Origin of the sequence: Pantoea sp. K16 (genome assembly GCF_048452805.1) — a bacterium.
In the GTDB taxonomy this organism is placed as follows: Bacteria; Pseudomonadota; Gammaproteobacteria; order Enterobacterales; family Enterobacteriaceae; genus Pantoea; species Pantoea agglomerans.
Genome location: NZ_JBLWNV010000001.1, coordinates 142917 through 161782, shown reverse-complemented (window position 1 = coordinate 161782; position 18866 = coordinate 142917). Strand labels below are relative to the sequence as shown.

Genomic DNA, 18866 nt, shown 5'->3' with positions numbered 1-18866 from the left:
TCATCAGGGTATTAATTTCGTTATTTCCATCAGGACTTTAAACGTTCGTGCGCTACAGGAATTAGCGCCTTTTACTGGCTGAATCAGCCAATGTAAGCGCTTCAGGAACAGAAAGGATTCTGGCCAGTGAAAAAGAAGAACAGCACGCCTGTGCCTCATGATGCCACATTCCGGCAATTTCTGAATCAGCCGGATATTGCCCGGGATTTCATGGAGCTGCATTTGCCGCCAGAGCTGCGCATATGCTGTGATCTCAGCACGCTGAAACTGGAGCCGGGGTCGTTTGTCGAGGATGACCTCCGTCAGTACTTTAGCGACGTGCTTTACAGTCTTAAAACAACCGCTGGCGATGGATATATCCATGTACTCATTGAGCATCAATCTATGCCAGACAAACATATGGCATTTCGGCTGATGCGTTATGCAGTGGCTGCCATGCAACGCCATCTTGAAGCAGGGCATAAGCGGTTGCCGCTGGTGATTCCCGTCCTGTTTTACACTGGCAGACGCACTCCCTATCCCTATTCGACCCGGTGGCTGGATGAGTTCGACGCCCCGGCGCTGGCGGACAGGCTTTACAGCCGTAGTTTTCCGCTGGTCGATGTCACGGTGATTCCTGACGATGAGATCATGCAACATCGCAGCATGGCGGCTCTGACCCTGTTGCAGAAGCATATCCGGCAGCGTGATCTGGCTGAAATGATGGACAGGCTGGTAACCATTTTGCAGGCTGGCTATCACTCTTCATCACAGGTGATAACGCTGGTACACTACATTGTACAGGCGGGCGAAACATCGGACGCCAAAGCCTTTGTACGGGAGCTGGCACAGCGTGTGCCCCAACACGAGAACGCACTTATGACTATCGCACAACAGCTTGAGCAGATAGGGCTTGAAAAAGGTATTGAACAGGGACGGACAGAAGGTAGTCGTGGAGCAAGCCTCAGAATTGCCCGAACCATGCTAGAGAGTGGAATGGATCGCAATACCGTTATGCAGATGACTGGTCTGAGTGAAGACGATCTGGCGCAGATTTCGCACTAATTAGTTTTTTGAGTTCTGATTATCGCTGACGACTCAAATCGCCAGCGGACTACACGGAAAATGCAAAATCAGCTTCCCGAAATCATGGGAATCCCGCCGCATTTCATCACGGCGAGCCTGTGACTTGCGCGCTCAGACTCAGAATATCGATCGCCCCAGCTTCTCGGTCAGCAATTCCAGCACAGCGGTACCGGCCAGAGAATTGCCCGCGCTATCCAGCCCAGGCGACCAGACGGCAATGCTCATCTCACCTGGGATGATGGCAATAATCCCGCCACCCACGCCCGATTTTGCGGGCATCCCGACTCTCCACGCGAATTCGCCAGCGCCGTCGTACATCCCGCTGGTGATCATCAGTGCGTTAATCTGCCGCGCCTGACGTGGAGTAATCATCTGGCTGCCATCCAGCGTTTTGCCCTGATTCGCCAGATAGATAAACGTGCGGGCCAGCTCAACGCAGTTCATCGACAGCGAACAGTAGTGGAAATAGGTCTGCATCACGCTGGTGACATCGTTATCGAAATTTCCAAACGACTTCATCAGCCAGGCGATCGCTGCATTGCGGGCCGAGTGTTCGAACTCAGAGCGGGCAACGTGGCGATCATAATTGATATCGGACTGCTGACTCAGCTGGCGCACAATTTCCAGCATTCGCTGACGCGGGGCGGTCAGTCGGGTTTCCAGCAGATCGCAAATCACCAGCGCACCGGCATTAATAAACGGATTACGCGGCTTGCCCTGTTCCAGCTCCAGCTGAACCAATGAATTAAATGGCTGGCCAGAAGGCTCTTTGCCGACCCGCTGCCAGATTTCGCTGTCCTCATAGCGGGTCAGTGCTACGGTCAGAGAAAGCGCCTTGGAGATCGACTGAATCGAAAAGCGCGTCTCAGCATCGCCCGCCTGAAAGAGGGTGCCATCACGCAGGCAAACCGCTATTGCCAGATGATCGGCAGCCACATCCGCCAGCGCAGGGATATAGTCAGCCACCTTTCCCTGATGGATCAGCGGACGCACCTGATCCAGGATCTCCTGCAGCAGAGCATTATTCAGTTCAGACACGCACATTCTCCCGTCGATTCCCGCCGACCCGTGATGCTAAGCATCCGCGATCGGCGAGTCATTTATTGTTAACGGCTCCGCCGCATTTTCAGCTAATGGGTTTTGACTGCGCTGCCAGCGGAGCCAGCAGCATCTGTAACAGGCTCAGCATTGCCAGCACGCTGAAGGGCAGCGTCCAGTTACCGCTCTGCTCATGGAGCACGCCAAAGAACAAAGGGCCGAGTGCCGCCAGCGCATATCCGACACACTGTGCCATGCCCGACAGCTGTGACGCCTGACGGTGATGGGTGGCTCGCAGATTAAACAGTGAGAGGCAGAGCACCAGTGATGCGCCTGCGCCCAGTCCGGCCAGTGTCAGCCAGATGACGGCCCACTGCGGATTGAACAATAGGCCCAGCATGCCGAGGAAAATGCCTGATGAAGCAATGAACGCGGTAAGCCGGGCATCTTTTACGCGCTTCAGCGCCACCATGCAGCCCAGGTTAGCGACGATCGCAATTGCCTGATACCAGAACAGCAGCCAGCCTGCGTGGGCCTGACTGAAGCCATTATCCTGGGCAAACAGCGTAAACCAGTCAATCAGGGTATAAAACGCCAGCGATTGCAGCGCCATAAACAGTGCAATTTGCCAGCCGCCTGCCGTTCGCCACGGATGGCGATATGCAACGGGCGCATCTGCGGGCGCTACGGTTGAACGCCGTTGACGTAACAGCGGCAGCCAGACGAGTAGCGCAATCAGCCCCGGTAGCGCCCAGACAACCAGCGAGAGTCGCCAGCCTGCCGCTGAAAGCTGGCTCAGCGGAACGGCAATGCCAGATGCCAGGCTGGCAGTAATCGACATGGTGGCGGCATAAAGGCCAATATATTTAGCGGTGTGGGCGGTGAAATCGCGTTTAATCAGTGGCGGCAGCAGCACGTTGGCGGCGGCAATACCTGCGCTGAGCAACAGCGTTCCGCTCCACAACGCCGCTTCAGCAGGCTGCCAGCGCAACAGCGAACCGGCAGTGATCAGGCATAGCGCGCCCCATAAACTGCGCTCAAGCCCGACGCGATTTCCCAGCCAGGCGGCCAGTGGGGCGAGCAGGGCAAACAGCATCAGTGGAATAAAGTTAAACAGGCCCGCTTCACCGACACTCAGGCCAAAGGTCTGGCGGATATCCTGTAGTACCGGGCCGATGACAGTAATGGGCGCACGAAGATTAGCCGCGGTCAGCAGCAGGACGAACAAAAAAAATGTGGCGCTGGAATACGCAGCGAGAGGTTTAGCTGGGTGTTGTACAGGCATCATGGCAGGGATCATCACATGCAGCAGTGCTGCGGGGGCGTTGGTTGACGTTAACGCTTACGCATCAGAATTGATGTCTGGGCGCTACTTTACTGACCGGTTAGCAGCGTGTAAAGCCTTGTTATGCGATGAAATAGCGTAATTGAGATCTCACAGCAGCGATCGCCTTGTGACAGGATCAATGGAATTCAGGTTCAGGGAAATGACCGCAGTCGTTCTGGCTGGGATTGGAGCCTGGCTGGCAGGTCTGCTGGCGGGTTTCGGCCGCCGGAACCGGTTTTTCAGCGTGCCATGGGGCACTACAGGCACTGAGAAGAGAAACCAGAATCATCACACTGATAACGCGCATATCCGCTCCTTATTAACCGTCATGAACAAGGCCACGTCGGTGATCGGCGGTTTGCAGGTCAGGGACGTCTTACCTGAGTGTGGTATCTAAGGGGATAATGTCAATTAAAACAGAGCAAACATCAGCGCGACAGGAAAACTCATCGGCCAGGTGGCCCCCACCAGAAAGGCGCTCAGCAGTTTGATGCTCAGCTTATCTTTGGCGATGAAGAACGTGATCAGCGTAGCGATCAATGCAACAACGGCATAGAAAATTAGCATACCCTGGTACAGTGTCATTGATATCTCCGCAGCGTCATTAAGGTTTTCGCTGCGCATGATGCGGATTTTTGTGATCCAGATCAAGTGAATCAGGGTTTAGCATCTAAAGAAATCATGGGTAAGGGCAGTTGGTTCGCTCGCTGAACTTCATCGTAACAGCGGGCGATTTCAGGCTGAAACCAGGCAGGATAAACGCGGCTAAAACCTTGGCTGATGCCGTAAGTCAGACTGAACAACCTCTGGCGAAGGCTCCCGGATTAAGCGTTGCCATGACGTAAAAAAAGCCCGCCAGCGAGGACGGGCCTGTTATCGGCACTGCATCACTACAGGATATGCGCTTTAACTCTGGCGGTATAACGCCATCACGTCCTCCAGGTCCGGCGTACGTGGGTTGCCGCCGGTGCAGACATCATCCAGCGCGGCCTGTGCCAGTGCAGGGATATCCGCCTCTTTTAAGCCCACTTCACGCAGCGAGCGGGGAATACCCACATCGCGACAGAGCTGACGCACCGCGGCGACCGCCGCTTCTCGTGCCTGAGCCAGCGACAATGACTCAACCTGTTTCACACCCATTGCACGGGCAATGTCGCGATATTTTTCGCCAGTGCCTGAGGCATTCCACGCCATCACCTGCGGCAGCAAAATGGCATTGGCTACGCCGTGCGGGACATTGTAAAAAGCGCCCAGCGGGTGTGCCATGCCATGCACCAGACCAAGGCCGACATTAGAGAAACCCATACCGGCCACATATTGTCCCAGCGCCATCTGCTCAACTGCCTCAATATTTCCTGCCACCGATTCACGCAGTGACTGGCTGATAATCTCAATGGCTTTGAGGTGTAGCATATCGGTCAGGGTCCAGGCTCCGCGTGTGATATAGCCTTCAATGGCATGGGTTAGGGCATCAATACCGGTCGCAGCCTTCAGCGACGCGGGCATGCTCGCCATCATCTCCGCATCAATGATCGCCACTTTCGGAATGTCATGGGGATCGACACAGACAAACTTACGGCGATTCTCTTCATCGGTAATGACGTAATTAATCGTCACTTCTGCGGCGGTGCCTGCCGTGGTCGGGATAGCGATGATCGGCACGCACGGATAGCGGGTGGGGCTGACGCCTTCCAGGCTGCGGACATCTTCAAACTCAGGGTTATTGATAATAATGCCGATCGCCTTGCTGGTATCCTGTGGTGAGCCGCCGCCAATGGCGATCAGGTAGTCGGCACCTGACTCTCTGAACACCGCAACACCCTGCTGCACAACCCGAATGGTAGGATTCGGCACCACCTCATCATACACCGCCCAGTCAAACTGATGTTGCGCCAGCAGATCGGTCACCCGCTTCAGCGCACCCGCCGCGACCAGTGCTTTGTCAGTGACGATCAGTGCTTTTCGCATCCCGCGACGTTGTACCTCTTCCGGCAAATGGCGCAAAGCACCAGCACCAAACCAGGCGGTTTCATTGAGAATCATACGTTGGGTCATTAAAACATCCTCTGTTAACAAATGAATTTTTACCATCCGTGATCCCCGGTTCATGTTCTGCGCAGAACCTCTCACTTTCAGGTAAAGACATTTGATAAAAATCAATCAATTAGTAAAAATCACTGCGCCTGTGTCAGCTGGTTTTCGTGCGGTATGTCTGAAATCAGGCTACTGACCTGTTGATGGATTTCTCACTGTCGTCAGTGGTATGTAACACTGGGTCATCAGCAAACCCGCATGCCTATGAGGAAAGAAGACATGACCCGATTCGTAATGAATAAAAAGGATGATCTCGTCGACAGCGCGTTAGATGGCATGATTTACGCCAGCCCGTGGCGCAATCTGGTCCGGTTGCAGGTCGATCCGCGCATTCGCATCGTGATGCGTAATGACTGGCAAAAACAGCAGGTCGCGCTGATTTCCGGTGGTGGTTCAGGCCATGAACCGGCCCATGTCGGCTTTATCGGCAAAGGGATGCTGACGGCTGCCGTCTGTGGCGATGTTTTTGCTTCCCCCAGCGTTGACGCGGTTTACAACGCCATCATCAATATTACCGGTGAGGCGGGATGTCTGCTGATTGTGAAAAACTACACCGGGGATCGCCTCAACTTCGGTCTGGCGGCAGAAAAAGCGCGCAAAGCGGGATTCAGCGTCAATATGGTGATTGTCGGTGATGATGTTGCGTTGCCCGATAACCCTCAGCCACGCGGCGTCGCGGGCACGTTGCTGGTGCATAAAGTGGCGGGCTTCGTCGCAGAGCGGGGTGATGACCTGACGGCGGTGACCGAGGCAGCAGAGGCAGCCAGTCGTGCTATCGCCACCATGGGCGTTGCGCTCTCAAGCTGCCATCTGCCGGATGAACAGACCGGCCAGCGGGTGCCAGACGGAAGCGTTGAAATGGGGCTGGGGATTCACGGCGAACCGGGTGTTGACGTCATGCAGACGCAAAACAGTCAGCAGATTGTGCAGCACCTGCTGGAGAAAGTGATGCCGGACAACGATCAGCCACGCGCGCTGTTAATCAATAATCTTGGCGGCATGTCCGCGCTGGAGATGAGTCTGGTCACGCGTGACCTGATTGAGTCGCCGCTCAGCCGGGGCAGTGATTATCTGATTGGCCCGGCTCCGCTGATGACCGCGCTGGACATGAAGGGCTTTTCCGTCACCTCCATGACGCTGACGCCGTTGTTCGAGGAGGCGATTTGCGCGCCGGTTGAGGTCACCGGCTGGGTTCAGGCGGTTAAAGTCGCGCCGCTGCAGCCGGTTAACGCGACAAAAGAGGCAACAGCGCATCCGGCGCAACCCTCAGATAACCCGACCGTCGCTGCGTTTGTTAACAGCATCTGTGAAACCCTGATCGCCAGCGAAAGCGAGCTGAACAAACTGGATGCGCAGGTCGGTGATGGCGATACCGGTTCGACCTTTGCTGCTGGCGCACGCCAGATCCAGCGCGAATGTGCAGATAATCAGCTGCCGTTAAATGCCTTGCCCGATCTGCTCGCGGTGACGGGTGAGCGACTGGCTACGGTGATGGGCGGCTCCAGCGGCGTACTGATGGCGATCTTTTTCACTGCTGCTGCGCAGCAGCTGGCCGAAGGCGATGCGCTGCCCGCGGCCCTGCAACAGGGTCTGGAGAAGATGAAGCAGTATGGCGGGGCACAACCAGGAGATCGCACGCTGATTGATGCGCTGCAACCGGCAATCGAGGCGTTGGTGGCGGGTAAATCGCTGGCAGAGGCGGCTGATGCGGCACAGCAGGGCAGTGATGCAACCGCCAGCATGGGGAAAGCAAAAGCGGGCCGATCATCTTATCTTAACAGTGCTAACCTCAACGGCGTGTCTGATCCGGGTGCCGTCGCTGTCGCCAGGGTCTATGCGGCATTAAAAAAACTTTAGTGCTGTCACGACGCTAAACGCGTTTGGAGAAAGGCCAGTAACTGGCGGTTTACTTCGCTGCGCTGACGGTGCTGCGGGTAAACCGCATTCAGGGAGAGCGGGGGCGGCAGATAGTCGTCCAGCACGGTCACCAGCTCACCGCGTTGCAGGGCTGTCTCAACGATAAAGGCGGGTAACAATACCAGTCCTAAGCCTGCCAGTGCGGCATCACGCAGAACCTCGCCATTGTTACTCACCATCGGGCCCTGAACCGCCAGCCACTTCGGTTTACCATTGACCTGCAGTTCCCAGCCATTCTGACCTTCACGTCCGTAGCGCAGACAGGCATGTTGCAGCAAGGCTTCTGGCTGCTGCGGCACGCCTGCCCGTTCCAGATAGCGGGGGCTGCAGCAGATAACCCGCTTCAGCTCGCCGAGCGGACGGGCAATCAGCGTGGAATCAGCCAGCGTACCGATGCGAATCGCCATATCAACGCCTTCGCCAATCACATCGGCATAGCGGTCAGCCAGCTCAATATGAAACTGCAATGACGGATGGTGGCTTAGAAACTCGGCAATCAGGGGGGAGAGGTGGCTCATGCCAAAGGACATCGGCAGATTGATTCGGAAGGTGCCGCGCAGCGCCTGCTGCTGCTCTGACACCGCCAGTTGCGCTTCCTGAATCTCATCCAGAATGCGCTGAGCATGTTGCGCGAACAGTAAACCTGCATCCGTTACAGACAGCTTACGGGTGTTACGGATCAACAGTCGTACCCCTAATGATGCCTCCAGCGCAGCCATACGGCGGCTGACATACTGTTTCGATAGCATCAGATGCTCAGCTGCTGCAGTAAAGTTGCCAGCATGCATTACCGCAACGTAAATCCGGAGATCTTCAATCTGCATAGTGTCCACTTATCGGTGACAGTGACGATGATTCAGGCGAAACTTCAGCCAGATGCGTTAACTTATATCGGGTAATGCGTCACAGGGCAACGCGTCAGCTCTCTCAGCCAGCGCGACGGAGATCATAGATTTGCCGTTTCCTTACCCCTGAACAGGCGGTCAGTCGGGTCAATCGCGTTAAAGCCGTTATAGTAATCAGGCAGTGACGCAATCCATACGGAACATAATCTCTTGAGTAATCTGATAAGGAGTGGCTGGTGAAAAAATTACTCTGCGCGACGGTGCTGGCCGTTTTGCCAATGACCACGCTGGCAGCGTCGGTATTTACGCTGCAATCACAAGACTTCAGCGATAATGCGCTACTGGATAAAAAGTTTGCCGGTGCCAATAAAAGTAATCCTTCCTGTACCGGTGAGAATATCTCTCCCGAATTGAACTGGTCTGCGATTCCGGCGGGCACCCGCAGTCTGGCTCTTCTGATGACCGATCCGGTCGGGGCCAAAGGGCTCGGCGTTACCCACATGGTGGCCTATAACATTCCCGCCAGCCGCTCGTCATTTGCGCAGGGGGCTCTGACAAAGGGCAAGGACTACACCGGCGGAAAAAATACCCCAGGGACGCTGCACTATTATGGCCCTTGTCCGCCTGCAGGCAGTGGGCTGCATCACTATAACTTTGTGCTGATCGCCACCGATTTGCCGGTAGGTCAGTTGAAAGCGGGGTTAACCCAGGCAGAGCTGGTGGCACAGCTGAAAGGCCATGCGCTGGGCGCGGCCAGCACCGTTGGCCGCTTTAGCAATGAGTGACCTGCACGCTTGCAGAGGCAGCGCTGAACAGCCTGCCTCTGCGCAGCGGGTCAGTCGCCACTGAACATCTCGCGGATGCGCGACGCAATGTGATGGGTGTGCGTCTCCAGCGCGAAGTGGCCGCTATCCAGCATCTCGACCACCGCCTGTGGATTATCCCGCTGCCAGGCCACTGCGCCCGGTGGAATAAAGAACGGATCGTGCTTGCCCCAGATCACCAGCGTTGGCACCTGCTGCTGGCGAAAGAACGCCTGAAATTCCGGATAACGTTTCAGATTACTGGCGTAATTGAGAAACAGGGCCTGCTGAATATCTTTGTTACCGGGGCGCTCCATCAGCAGAGTATCCAGGGTATAGGTTTCCGGGGCGATCTGCAGCGGATCGCTCACCCCATGCAGATACTGCCACTTCACCCCTTCCAGCGTCAGGATGGCGTCACGGATCACCTGACCATTTGCTTCGCTGGGATCGTCCCAGTAGGCGCGGACCGGCGCCCAGGCCTCTCCTAATCCCTCCAGATAGGCGTTACCGTTTTGTGATATCAGTCCGCTGACGCGATCGGGGTAAGCCAGTGCCAGTCGCAGACCGGCAGGTGCGCCATAGTCGAAAACATACATCGCATAACGTTCCAGCCCCAGTGCATCGACAAAGGCGGTCAGCGTCTGGCCCAGCGCGTCGAAGGTCCAGGAATAGTTGCGCTCAGCAGGCACTTCAGTGAAGCCAAAGCCCGGCATATCGGGTGCGATGAGATGAAATTTATCGGCCAGAAGCGGGATCAGATTGCGGAACTGATGTGAAGAGGTGGGAAAGCCATGCAACAGCAGCAGTACCGGCAGGGAAGGATCGCCCGCTTCGCGATAGAAAATATTGACGCCATCGGCCTGCTGGTAACGGTACGAAATGGATTGATCACGCATGCTGAACTCCTGTAACTGGTTAAGTGGTATTTATGGGGTTACTAAGAGTCATTATGCAGCCAGAATGTAACCTGTCAAATCAATTTATAACGGTTACAATAAGGGCGGTGTAACTATTCAAATAATCCTTTGTCGGTTACAGTGGCATCAGCAGAGTTAACAAGGGAGGCAATATCATGGCGGAAACGCAATCACACACCGCCCAGGGACCGTGGTTTCTGGCCGATCATCCGGCGCTGGATTTCATCAATACCCTGGCCATCGTGGAAGGCCAGCCGCACGACTTCTGGCAAACCGATCAGGATGTTGAAGCCTGGCTACACCAGGCCGGACTGGCACCAGATGCCCCGGCTCCGCAGCATGAACCGGGTGCGCTGTTGGAAGCAGCGCGTCACTTACGTCAGATCATTCGTGATAACGTGCAGCAGCACAAAGCGGGAGAGGGCGTTGACATTCAGGCGCTGAACGCCTGGCTGGGTGAAGCGACCAGCCATCTGCAAATGACCGGGGAGCCGGGCACCTTAAAAATCAGGCGGGTCTATGCGGGCCAGAGCGTGATGCAACGGCTGGGACAGGTTGCGGAACAGGCTGCGATGTTGCTGGCGCAGGAGGACTTCAGCAGAGTCCGTGGCTGTGAACATCCCGCCTGTACACTGTGGTTTTACGATCGCACCAAAGCGCATCGCCGCCGCTGGTGCAGCATGGCGCTGTGTGGCAATCGGGCGAAAGTGGCGCGTTTCAGGGCAGTTAAATCAGCTGGGTAAACAGATCGGACGGCAGATAAAAAAACACCCTGCAGAGCAGGGTGTCAGAACAGTTATTTCGCGGCGGTCGCTGATGGCTTGTGCCGCTTGCGCAGCTTGTCGATCAGGCGATGCGCTTCCGCTTTGGTCGCTACCGCAGGGGATGAACCGGTCAGCGGTTGACGGGCTGTTTCACGTACCGTCAGAATGGTGAGCAGGCCAATCACGCCCGCGCCCATCATGTAGTAAGCCGGCATCATATTGTTTTTAGTGGTATCCACCAGCCACGCGGTAATCAGTGGTGTCGTACCCCCAAACAGCGAAACCGACAGGTTGAAGCCGATGGCCAGCGCACTGTAACGGATATCGGTAGTAAACAGCGCGGGCAGCGTCGAAGGCATAGTGCCGCTGAAGCAGGTGTGCAGTACACCCAGAATCATCAGGCCGCCAAATACCGCCCACATATTACCGGACCCGATCAGCATAAAGCTCGGTATGGCGAGCAGGATCAGACCCACCGCACCAAAGGCAATCACCGGACGACGACCAATGCGGTCGGTCCAGCGACCCCACAGCAGCGTCAGCGGCATCATCACGAACATCGCCACCATCACCAGCAGCAGGCCACTTAACTCTGGCAGACCCAGCACGCCGGTCAGATAGCTCGGCATGTACGAGGTCAGCATGTAGTTAGAGACGTTAAACAGCAGCACCAGACCGATACATTTCATCATCGGTGCGCGGTATTTGCTCAGCATCTGCATCAGCGTCAGACGCGGCTTGCTTTGCTCCAGCGCTTCCTGTTTTTCCATGTGCTGCTGGAAGGCCGGAGTCTCTTCCAGCTTCAGTCGCACGTAGAGACCAAACAGGCCCAGCGGCGCGGCGATAAAGAACGGCACGCGCCAGCCCCAGGACATCATCGCCTCATTCGACATCACGGTGGTCATCACCGTGACCAGGCTGGCACCCAGCAGGTAACCACCGATGGTGCCGAATTCCAGGAAGCTGCCCATAAAGCCCCGGCGTTTATCGGTAGAGTACTCCGCGATAAAGGTCGCTGCGCCACCATATTCACCACCGGTTGAGAAGCCCTGGATCAGACGTGCCACCAGCAGCAGAATCGGTGCCATGATGCCTATTGAAGAGTAAGCCGGGATCAGACCGATACAGAACGTACCAATCGACATCATGATCATCGTCATTGCCAGCACTTTCTGCCGTCCGATGCGGTCACCCAGCGGGCCAAACACCAGGCCGCCAATCGGACGGACCAGGAAGGCCGCGGCAAACGTACCAAAGGTGGCGATTAGCTGCACCGCGTTGTTGGCATCCGGGAAGAAGACTTTGCCGATGATCACGGCGAGATAGCTGTATACGCCAAAGTCGAACCATTCCATCGCATTACCTAACGCAGCTGCGCCAACTGCACGCTTCAGCATGTCGTTGTCGATTACGGTAATGTCGTCAACAGTCAGCTCTTTTGGCTTCCTGTTCCAGAAATGTTTCTTTGGGTGTTCAGACGATGAGTTTCTGGTGTCCATATTCTCCTCAGGTGCATCAATGAAGGAGTCTTATAGCTTTCGCAGCCGCAAACAATGTTCAGAAGAAACCGTGGAAATGAAAGCTATAAGAAGCCGAATAAGTTTTAAGTGAAGCGGCAGAAACCGCAGCCGGTAAACTCTAGACTACGATTGTAAGTTTTTGCAAGTTTTCAGCCGAAATAACTGCATTTACTGACAAACCCAGCATAGTGAACTTATTCACGCCTGCTTACGGGTCTGAACATTTGGTAATAGCTTGCGGCTGGTGCTCTGGTTATATCTGGAACTGATTTTCCCGGTACTAATGCGCTACTTAAATAGTTTCAGTTCGTCGATGCGATCCAGCGCCTGCAGTAATTGCTCCGTCCCGGTTGTCAGGCTGATGCGAATATAATCCCGCCCCGCTGCGCCAAACCCGTTACCCGGTGCCACCAGCAGATGACATTGGGCCAGTAGCAGGGCGGCGAACTGCTCCCCGGTGAAACCAGCTGGCGCTGCCAGCCAGAGGAAAAAGGTGCCCTGACGGGCGCGTACCGGCCAGTGCATCGCTGCCAGCCTGGCTAAAATCACTCTGCGGCGCTGATGGTAATGCTCTGCCAGCAAGCTGAGTTGTTCAGCGGGCAGCGACAACGCGGTGATAGCGGCATCCTGCACCGCGCCATACACCGTGCTGTAGCTATGAGTATGAAGTTTTTTAAATGCCGCAATCATCGAGGCGTTTCCCACCGCAAATCCCACCCGCCAGCCTGCCATGAGTGCGCTTTTTGACAGCGTGTAGATTTCCACGCCCCAGGCTTTGCCATCGGGCTGTGCCAGCAGACTCAGCGGCTGTTCGCCCGACTCACTGCCCAGCGTGGCATAGGCGAAGTCATGAATCAGCGGAACATGATGCTGGCGGGCGAAGGCCAGCGCGTCGGCGAACAGCGCGGCTGTCGCCAGTGCGCCAGTGGGATTATGGGGATAATTGAGCAGCAGCAGACCGGCACGCGCCGCGATATCGTCCGGCACCTGGGTGAAATCGGGCAGGAAAGCATTGCGCGCCTCCAGCGGAATGCCATAAAAATCGGCACCTGCCTGACGGGCCGCTGAGCGGTAGAGCGGATAGCAGGGATCGGTAGAGATCAACACCTGACCCGGATTGAGCAGGGCGCGGGGAAAACCATTGACGCCAATGTGTGCGCCCTGGAACAGCGCCACTTCAGTTTCAGGATCGAGCGTGACGCCGTAGTGACGCTGGTAAAAGGCTGCGATAGCACGGCGCAGCGCGGGTTTGCCCCAGAACGAGGGATACTCATGGTTCTCCGGTTTCGCTGCCGCAGCCTGTAATGAAGCGATTACCGCGGGCGGCGTCGGCTGACGCGGACTGCCGGAGGAGAGATCGATCAGCGGTAACAGCGCATCATCCAGTTGTGCTGCCTGCTTTTCCAGCATGCTGAAGAGGTTCTCTTCGAGCCCTGCGACCATCTTTGAAGCTGCAAACTCCGCCATATCTCTCCCGCAATAAACAGTGTTAAGCGGGGAAGAATGACATAGCTGACATTAAAATCTTTAGCAGAAATAACGCTGTTCTTTACAAGGATTCGAATATCCAGCATGTGACTATCGTTAGCATAAATAAGCCAAAGTCGGGGCTGGGTTTTGCCTGTTCCTCTCCGCGATGGCTGTGATTAAATCGATCGCTCTCACAATAATGAATCAGGGCAAACAATGCAGATCACATCCCGGGGAATTATTCTGGCACTTACCACCGCCAGCCTTTTTATTTCTGCCGCTCAGGCAGCCGACCAGAAGAAAATACGGATTGGATTTAATCCAGGGCCTTATAAAGAGCAGTTTGAAAAAGGCGTTGCGCCCTTATTAATCAGGCAGGGGTATACCCTGGAGTATAAAGATTTCAGTGATGGGATTCAGGTTAATGATGCCGTTCACCGCGGGACGATTGACGCCAATATCATGCAGCATCCCGTCTATCTGAAGTCGGTTAATGACCGGCTTGGCATTGATAACGTTGGGATTGTGCAGGTGCCGACCCCGCCAATGGGGCTCTACTCTGGGCGCGTGAAAACGCTGACTCAACCCGCGCCGGGCAGCACGGTCTCTGTGCCCAATCAGCCCTCAAATGAGTACCGGGCGGCGCTGTTACTCCAGAGCATCGGCTGGCTCAAAATCAGCCCCGATAGCGATGCTGCCACTTTTTCGCAGAAAAATATCACGGAAAATCCCTACAAAATCGTGCTTAAAGAGATGGATAACGCTCAGCAGGTGCGTGCACTCCCCGATGTTGACTATGGAGTCATTCAGGGCAACTTCGCGGTATCCAGTGGCATGAAACTCAATTCGGCACTGAAACTGGAAGCGGCAACCAGCCAGTTTATTAACGTGGTGACGGTAGCCGGTAAAAATAAGCAGGCTCAGTTTGCCCGTGACATTATTGCCGGCTACCACTCAGCAGAATTTAAAAGCTATATCACCGGTAATGCGCAGTATGCGGGCTATCTGCTGCCAGATTATTTCAAATGAGTCAGGTAGCCATTGCGTTTCGCCATGTCAGCAAAACGTTTGCGCGTAACGGTGCAGAAGTGCAGGCTCTGAAGGAGATTAATCTGCGTATCAACCAGGGTGACATCTTTGGCGTCATCGGCACCAGTGGAGCCGGAAAAAGTACGCTGTTGCGCCTGATTAATCACTTGGAGACCCCCACAACCGGCTCGGTTGAGGTGCAGGGTGAAGCGTTACAAGGGATCAGCAAAAAGCGCTTAATTCAGGTCAAAAAGCAGATTGGCATGATCTTCCAGCACTTCAATTTGCTCAATGCCCGAACGGTGTTTCACAACGTCGCCATCCCACTGATTTTGCAGGGCCGGGATAAAGATTTTATCGCCACCCGCGTGGCGGAGCTGCTGGCGTTTGTTAACCTCAGCGACAAAGCCCACAGCTATCCGGATGAACTCTCCGGCGGTCAAAAACAGCGCGTCGGAATTGCCCGCGCGCTGGCGACCAATCCCGCGATTCTGTTGTGTGATGAGGCGACCTCCGCGCTGGATCCCCAGACCACGGTACAGATTCTGTTGCTGTTACAGGAGATTAATCAGCGTTACGGCATCACCATTGTCCTGATCACCCATGAGATGTCGGTGGTCCAGAAGATCTGCAACCGGATGGCGGTGATGGAGCAGGGCCGTATCGTTGAACAGGGCGATGTCCTGTCGCTGTTTGCTGAACCGCAACAGTCGGTGAGCGCCAGCTTTGTGCAGTCCGTCATCCACGATCGTCTGCCACAGCAGACCCTTGCGCTGTTAAGCCAGCATCCGGCTGTCGACGTGTTGCGGCTGGAGTTTGTCGGCAGCACGGCACAACAGCCGATCATCAATCGCCTGATCCGTGAACATGAGGTTGAAGTGAATATCCTGTTCGCCAGCATGACGGAAGTACAGCGTACCATTCTGGGTTTCATGATTGTGCAGATCAAAGGCGAGCCCGCAAGACGCGAGGCGGCCATCCAGTTTCTCATCGCGACCGGAGTGAAAATCAGTGATGTCAGAACTCTTTGAAACCGCCGTTACCGGCGATCAGTTCCTGACGGCGATGCAGGACACGCTGATTATGGTGGCGCTGTCGCTGGGCTTTGGTTCGCTGCTGGGCCTGCCGCTTGGCATTGTGCTGGTGATCTGTCGTCCGGGTGGGATACAGCCGAATCGACTGGTACATCAGTTGCTGAACCCGATCGTGAATATCATCCGTTCACTGCCGTTTATTATTCTGCTGATCACTATTCTGCCGCTGACGCGCCTGCTGGTGAACACCACCATCGGTACGGCGGGGGCCATTGTGCCACTGGTGATATTTATCGCGCCCTATATTTCACGGCTGGTGGAGAATGCCCTGCTGGAGGTGGATGAGGGCATTCTGGAGTCAGCCAATGCGATGGGTGCCACCACGCTGCAGACCATCTGGTATTTCATGATACCGGAAGCCGCCTCGTCGCTGGTGTTAGCCCTGACCACCGCCACTATCGGCCTGCTGGGTGCGACGGCGATGGCGGGCACGGTGGGCGGCGGCGGCATTGGCGACCTCGCCATCACTTACGGCTATCAGCGCTTTGATGCCTTTGCCACGATTTCGACTGCGCTGGTGCTGATTGTCATTGTCCAGCTACTGCAAACCCTGGGTACGCGTCTCTCGCGCCGTATCCGACGCGAGTGAGCCATGAAAAAGAATGATTTAGCTGTTATGCACTGGGGCACGTATCACGTCACCACCGAAGGGGACACGCTGACGTCGGTCAGGCCGGTGGCGTGGGACCGTAATCCCTCTGCGATCGGGCAGTCGTTACCGGGCGCGGTGCAAAGCGAAACCCGGGTCAAAAATCCGGCCGTCAGGCTCGGTTATCTCCAGAACAGAAGCGCATCCCGCAGCGGGCGCGGCAAAGAGCCGTTTGTGGAGGTGAGCTGGGATGTTGCGTTGCAGCTGGTGGCGGAGGAGCTGGGGCGGGTAAAAACAGAGCACGGCAATCAGGCGATCTACGCCGGCTCTTACGGCTGGTCGAGTGCCGGACGTTTCCATCATGCTCAGAGCCAGCTTCATCGTTTCTTTAACCACTATGGCGGCTACACCGCCAGCACCAACACCTACAGCATTGCGGCCGGTGAACGCACGCTGCCGCACATCATCGGCAACCTCGATGAGTTACAACGTCACCATACCCATTGGCCGGTTCTGGCAGAGCATTGCGAACTGTTTGTGGCTATCGGGGGTTTGCCGCTGCGCAATGCGCAGGTCAATGGCGGCGGGGCTAATGACCATGCGCTTTCTCATTGGTTAACCACGCTGCAGCAAAATGGCACCCGGTTTATCAACATCAGTCCGGTCAGAAACGATCTTGCTGGGGTGGCCGATGCGGAGTGGCTGGCGATACAGCCCGGCTCCGATACGGCGCTGTTACTGGCAATCGGGCAGGTGTTAATTACTGAATCTCTCTATGACGCGCCATTCACAGAACGTTACACGGTGGGCTTTGACCACTATGCCGCCTACCTGCTGGGTGAACACGACGGGATAGCTAAAACGCCAGAATGGGCCGCTCCGCTGACCGGGCTGGCGGCCGCGGAGATCCGTGCGTTGGCACGGCAGATGGCGGCGCATAAAACGATGGTGAATATTGCCTGGTCGGTGCAGCGGGCGCGGCAGGGCGAGCAGGCTTTCTGGGCCACCGTTGCGACTAGCGCTCTGCTGGGTCAGATAGGCACGCCCGGCGGCGGGCTGGGCTTTGGTTACGCCTCAACCAATCTGGCCGGTGCCGCCCGGCGACAGTTTTCCGGGCCTCGTCTGCCCGCCGGTCATAATCCGGTTCAGGAGACGATTCCGGTGGCACGCATCGCCGACATGTTGCTCAATCCCGGAGGGCACTATGAGTTTGATGGGCAACAGCGGGTCTATCCCGACATCCGGCTGGTCTACTGGGCGGGCGGCAATGTCTTTCATCATCATCAGGATATCAACAAGCTGATACGCGCCTGGCAGCGGCCGGACACTGTAATTGTGCATGAGCAGTTCTGGACGGCGCAGGCAAAATTTGCCGACATCGTGCTGCCTGCGACCACGTCGCTGGAGCGTGAAGATATTGGCAGCGCCAGCAACGACGGTTTTATCATCGCCATGCCGCAGCATCTGCCGCCGTTTGCAGCTGCAAAATCGGATTACGCAATTTTTGCCGCTCTGTCGCAGCGGCTCGGTTTTGCTGACGCCTTTACGCAGGGGCGTGATGAGCGCCAGTGGCTTCAGTCACTCTATGAAGATTCCCGGCCACGCGCGGCAGCGCAGGGCATCGAACTGCCGCCCTTTGAGGCGTTCTGGTCACAGGGAGTGGTGGAGTATCCCGCGCCAGAGACGCCGCAGATCCTGCTAAAAGCGTTTCGCGATAACCCGGAGTCAGCCCCGCTCAGCACGCCGTCGGGGAAAATCGAGCTTTTTTCTCAGCAGGTGGCCGATTTCGGGTATGACGAAGCGCCCGGATTTGCCTGCTGGTATGCGCCGGAATACCAGGCGCAACAGCAGGAAAAGCAGCAGTGGCCGTTGCATCTGCTCTCAAGCCAGCCACGGACCCGGTTGCATAGTCAGTACGATCATGGACGGGTCAGCCGGGCCACCAAAATTGCCGGGCGTGAGCCACTCTGGATGCATCCTGAAGATGCTGCTGCGCGCGGCATTGAGGAGAACAGCATCGTAAAAGTCTTTAACGGACGCGGCGCGCTGCTGGCGGGCGTGCATCTGACGCAGGATATCCTGCCGGGTGTCGTACAGATGTCGACCGGCGCCTGGTATGACCCGCTCGATCAGCAGGAGGGCCAGCCGCTGGATAAACACGGCAATCCCAATGTGCTGACCCAGGATAGCGGCAGTTCACGACTCGGCCAGGGGTGCAGTGCGCAGACCTGTTTTGTCGAGATTGCGCTTTATCAACAGCCTTTGCCTGAGATTACGGCATGGTTACCGCCGGCATTCGTGGCGTGGAGCGCAGAGTAATCTGCGGGTTTAAAGCCCGCGGCGTGGTGGGATATTCCCATCCGTCGCATATACATAGCAGGATTAGTTGGT

The 18866-nt window shown here is 56.1% G+C and carries 17 protein-coding genes; 8 read left to right on the top strand and 9 right to left on the bottom strand.

The genetic code is table 11. The features are described 5' to 3' along the window. Positions 1 to 126 precede the first annotated feature (126 nt). On the top strand, positions 127 to 1044 hold the full coding sequence (locus ACK13D_RS00740; protein ID WP_346465734.1) for an Rpn family recombination-promoting nuclease/putative transposase: 918 nt from the start codon (positions 127 to 129) through the stop codon (positions 1042 to 1044). A 138-nt stretch (positions 1045 to 1182) separates the two neighbouring features. Here the strand turns inward: ACK13D_RS00740 and glsB are convergent, their stop codons facing one another. The 5 genes from glsB to fucO form a co-directional block, all read right to left on the bottom strand. Then, positions 1183 to 2109 (bottom strand): glutaminase B, encoded by a 927-nt coding sequence (gene glsB, locus ACK13D_RS00735; protein WP_010247422.1) that lies wholly within the window; start codon positions 2107 to 2109, stop codon positions 1183 to 1185. 82 nt (positions 2110 to 2191) lie between these two features. After that, entirely contained in the window at positions 2192 to 3391 is a 1200-nt protein-coding gene (locus ACK13D_RS00730) for a CynX/NimT family MFS transporter (protein ID WP_159226760.1), read from the bottom strand. Between the two features lie 175 nt (positions 3392 to 3566). Next, positions 3567 to 3737: a hypothetical protein gene (locus ACK13D_RS00725; protein WP_010247418.1), complete on the bottom strand. Its 171-nt coding sequence runs from the start codon at positions 3735 to 3737 to the stop codon at positions 3567 to 3569. Between the two features lie 104 nt (positions 3738 to 3841). Next, a complete protein-coding gene (locus ACK13D_RS00720; RefSeq protein ID WP_010247416.1) occupies positions 3842 to 4015 on the bottom strand; it encodes a GhoT/OrtT family toxin in 174 nt (57 codons plus the stop codon). A 321-nt stretch (positions 4016 to 4336) separates the two neighbouring features. Then, on the bottom strand, positions 4337 to 5485 hold the full coding sequence (fucO, locus tag ACK13D_RS00715; protein WP_266093753.1) for a lactaldehyde reductase: 1149 nt from the start codon (positions 5483 to 5485) through the stop codon (positions 4337 to 4339). Positions 5486 to 5743: 258 nt separating this feature from the next. On the opposite strand from fucO, the gene ACK13D_RS00710 reads away from it, so the two are divergent. Continuing rightward, on the top strand, positions 5744 to 7381 hold the full coding sequence (locus ACK13D_RS00710) for a dihydroxyacetone kinase subunit DhaK (protein WP_418795404.1): 1638 nt from the start codon (positions 5744 to 5746) through the stop codon (positions 7379 to 7381). A 5-nt stretch (positions 7382 to 7386) separates the two neighbouring features. On the opposite strand, the gene ACK13D_RS00705 is transcribed toward ACK13D_RS00710, so the two are convergent. Beyond that, positions 7387 to 8265: a LysR family transcriptional regulator gene (locus ACK13D_RS00705; protein WP_010247411.1), complete on the bottom strand. Its 879-nt coding sequence runs from the start codon at positions 8263 to 8265 to the stop codon at positions 7387 to 7389. A gap of 257 nt (positions 8266 to 8522) precedes the next feature. Here ACK13D_RS00705 and ACK13D_RS00700 point away from each other — a divergent pair, with 257 nt between their 5' ends. Beyond that, on the top strand, positions 8523 to 9071 hold the full coding sequence (locus ACK13D_RS00700) for a YbhB/YbcL family Raf kinase inhibitor-like protein (protein ID WP_010247409.1): 549 nt from the start codon (positions 8523 to 8525) through the stop codon (positions 9069 to 9071). A gap of 50 nt (positions 9072 to 9121) precedes the next feature. Here the strand turns inward: ACK13D_RS00700 and ACK13D_RS00695 are convergent, their stop codons facing one another. Continuing rightward, the gene (locus tag ACK13D_RS00695; protein ID WP_111534365.1) at positions 9122 to 9988 is read right to left on the bottom strand and encodes an alpha/beta fold hydrolase; all 867 of its coding nucleotides are present in this window, start codon (positions 9986 to 9988) and stop codon (positions 9122 to 9124) included. A gap of 176 nt (positions 9989 to 10164) precedes the next feature. On the opposite strand from ACK13D_RS00695, the gene ACK13D_RS00690 reads away from it, so the two are divergent. Continuing rightward, on the top strand, positions 10165 to 10752 hold the full coding sequence (locus tag ACK13D_RS00690) for a CGNR zinc finger domain-containing protein (RefSeq protein WP_346465739.1): 588 nt from the start codon (positions 10165 to 10167) through the stop codon (positions 10750 to 10752). Positions 10753 to 10805: 53 nt separating this feature from the next. Here the strand turns inward: ACK13D_RS00690 and proP are convergent, their stop codons facing one another. Next, positions 10806 to 12272, bottom strand: a complete 1467-nt coding sequence (proP, locus tag ACK13D_RS00685; protein ID WP_022624723.1) for a glycine betaine/L-proline transporter ProP — start codon at positions 12270 to 12272, stop codon at positions 10806 to 10808. A gap of 309 nt (positions 12273 to 12581) precedes the next feature. After that, a complete protein-coding gene (locus tag ACK13D_RS00680; RefSeq protein WP_346465741.1) occupies positions 12582 to 13760 on the bottom strand; it encodes an aminotransferase class I/II-fold pyridoxal phosphate-dependent enzyme in 1179 nt (392 codons plus the stop codon). 219 nt (positions 13761 to 13979) lie between these two features. Here ACK13D_RS00680 and ACK13D_RS00675 point away from each other — a divergent pair, with 219 nt between their 5' ends. Genes ACK13D_RS00675 through ACK13D_RS00660 form a run of 4 tightly spaced genes read left to right on the top strand, consistent with a single transcriptional unit; the run spans position 13980 to position 18794 of the window. After that, positions 13980 to 14792 carry a MetQ/NlpA family ABC transporter substrate-binding protein gene (locus tag ACK13D_RS00675; RefSeq protein WP_010247400.1) on the top strand — a complete coding sequence of 271 codons (813 nt, stop codon included), beginning with the start codon at positions 13980 to 13982 and terminating at the stop codon, positions 14790 to 14792. Beyond that, complete coding sequence (locus ACK13D_RS00670; protein WP_010670742.1) at positions 14789 to 15823, top strand: methionine ABC transporter ATP-binding protein; 1035 nt, start codon at positions 14789 to 14791, stop codon at positions 15821 to 15823. Before ACK13D_RS00675 ends, ACK13D_RS00670 begins: the two co-directional genes overlap by 4 nt. Continuing rightward, the gene (locus ACK13D_RS00665) at positions 15807 to 16475 is read left to right on the top strand and encodes a methionine ABC transporter permease (RefSeq protein WP_010670743.1); all 669 of its coding nucleotides are present in this window, start codon (positions 15807 to 15809) and stop codon (positions 16473 to 16475) included. Before ACK13D_RS00670 ends, ACK13D_RS00665 begins: the two co-directional genes overlap by 17 nt. Before the next feature lie 3 nt (positions 16476 to 16478). After that, a complete protein-coding gene (locus ACK13D_RS00660) occupies positions 16479 to 18794 on the top strand; it encodes a molybdopterin-dependent oxidoreductase (protein WP_346462406.1) in 2316 nt (771 codons plus the stop codon). Positions 18795 to 18866 lie beyond the last annotated feature (72 nt).

What these genes read in the sequence shown, in the direction of transcription:
- glsB (WP_010247422.1), bottom strand. Translation starts at nt 2,109, where the DNA reads ATGTGCGTGTCTGAACTGAATAATGCTCTGCTGCAGGAGATCCTGGAT.
- ACK13D_RS00730 (WP_159226760.1), bottom strand. Translation starts at nt 3,391, where the DNA reads ATGATGCCTGTACAACACCCAGCTAAACCTCTCGCTGCGTATTCCAGC.
- ACK13D_RS00725 (WP_010247418.1), bottom strand. Translation starts at nt 3,737, where the DNA reads ATGCGCGTTATCAGTGTGATGATTCTGGTTTCTCTTCTCAGTGCCTGT.
- ACK13D_RS00720 (WP_010247416.1), bottom strand. Translation starts at nt 4,015, where the DNA reads ATGACACTGTACCAGGGTATGCTAATTTTCTATGCCGTTGTTGCATTG.
- fucO (WP_266093753.1), bottom strand. Translation starts at nt 5,485, where the DNA reads ATGACCCAACGTATGATTCTCAATGAAACCGCCTGGTTTGGTGCTGGT.
- ACK13D_RS00710 (WP_418795404.1), top strand. Translation starts at nt 5,744, where the DNA reads ATGACCCGATTCGTAATGAATAAAAAGGATGATCTCGTCGACAGCGCG.
- ACK13D_RS00705 (WP_010247411.1), bottom strand. Translation starts at nt 8,265, where the DNA reads ATGCAGATTGAAGATCTCCGGATTTACGTTGCGGTAATGCATGCTGGC.
- ACK13D_RS00695 (WP_111534365.1), bottom strand. Translation starts at nt 9,988, where the DNA reads ATGCGTGATCAATCCATTTCGTACCGTTACCAGCAGGCCGATGGCGTC.
- ACK13D_RS00690 (WP_346465739.1), top strand. Translation starts at nt 10,165, where the DNA reads ATGGCGGAAACGCAATCACACACCGCCCAGGGACCGTGGTTTCTGGCC.
- proP (WP_022624723.1), bottom strand. Translation starts at nt 12,272, where the DNA reads ATGGACACCAGAAACTCATCGTCTGAACACCCAAAGAAACATTTCTGG.
- ACK13D_RS00680 (WP_346465741.1), bottom strand. Translation starts at nt 13,760, where the DNA reads ATGGCGGAGTTTGCAGCTTCAAAGATGGTCGCAGGGCTCGAAGAGAAC.
- ACK13D_RS00675 (WP_010247400.1), top strand. Translation starts at nt 13,980, where the DNA reads ATGCAGATCACATCCCGGGGAATTATTCTGGCACTTACCACCGCCAGC.
- ACK13D_RS00670 (WP_010670742.1), top strand. Translation starts at nt 14,789, where the DNA reads ATGAGTCAGGTAGCCATTGCGTTTCGCCATGTCAGCAAAACGTTTGCG.
- ACK13D_RS00665 (WP_010670743.1), top strand. Translation starts at nt 15,807, where the DNA reads ATGTCAGAACTCTTTGAAACCGCCGTTACCGGCGATCAGTTCCTGACG.
- ACK13D_RS00660 (WP_346462406.1), top strand. Translation starts at nt 16,479, where the DNA reads ATGAAAAAGAATGATTTAGCTGTTATGCACTGGGGCACGTATCACGTC.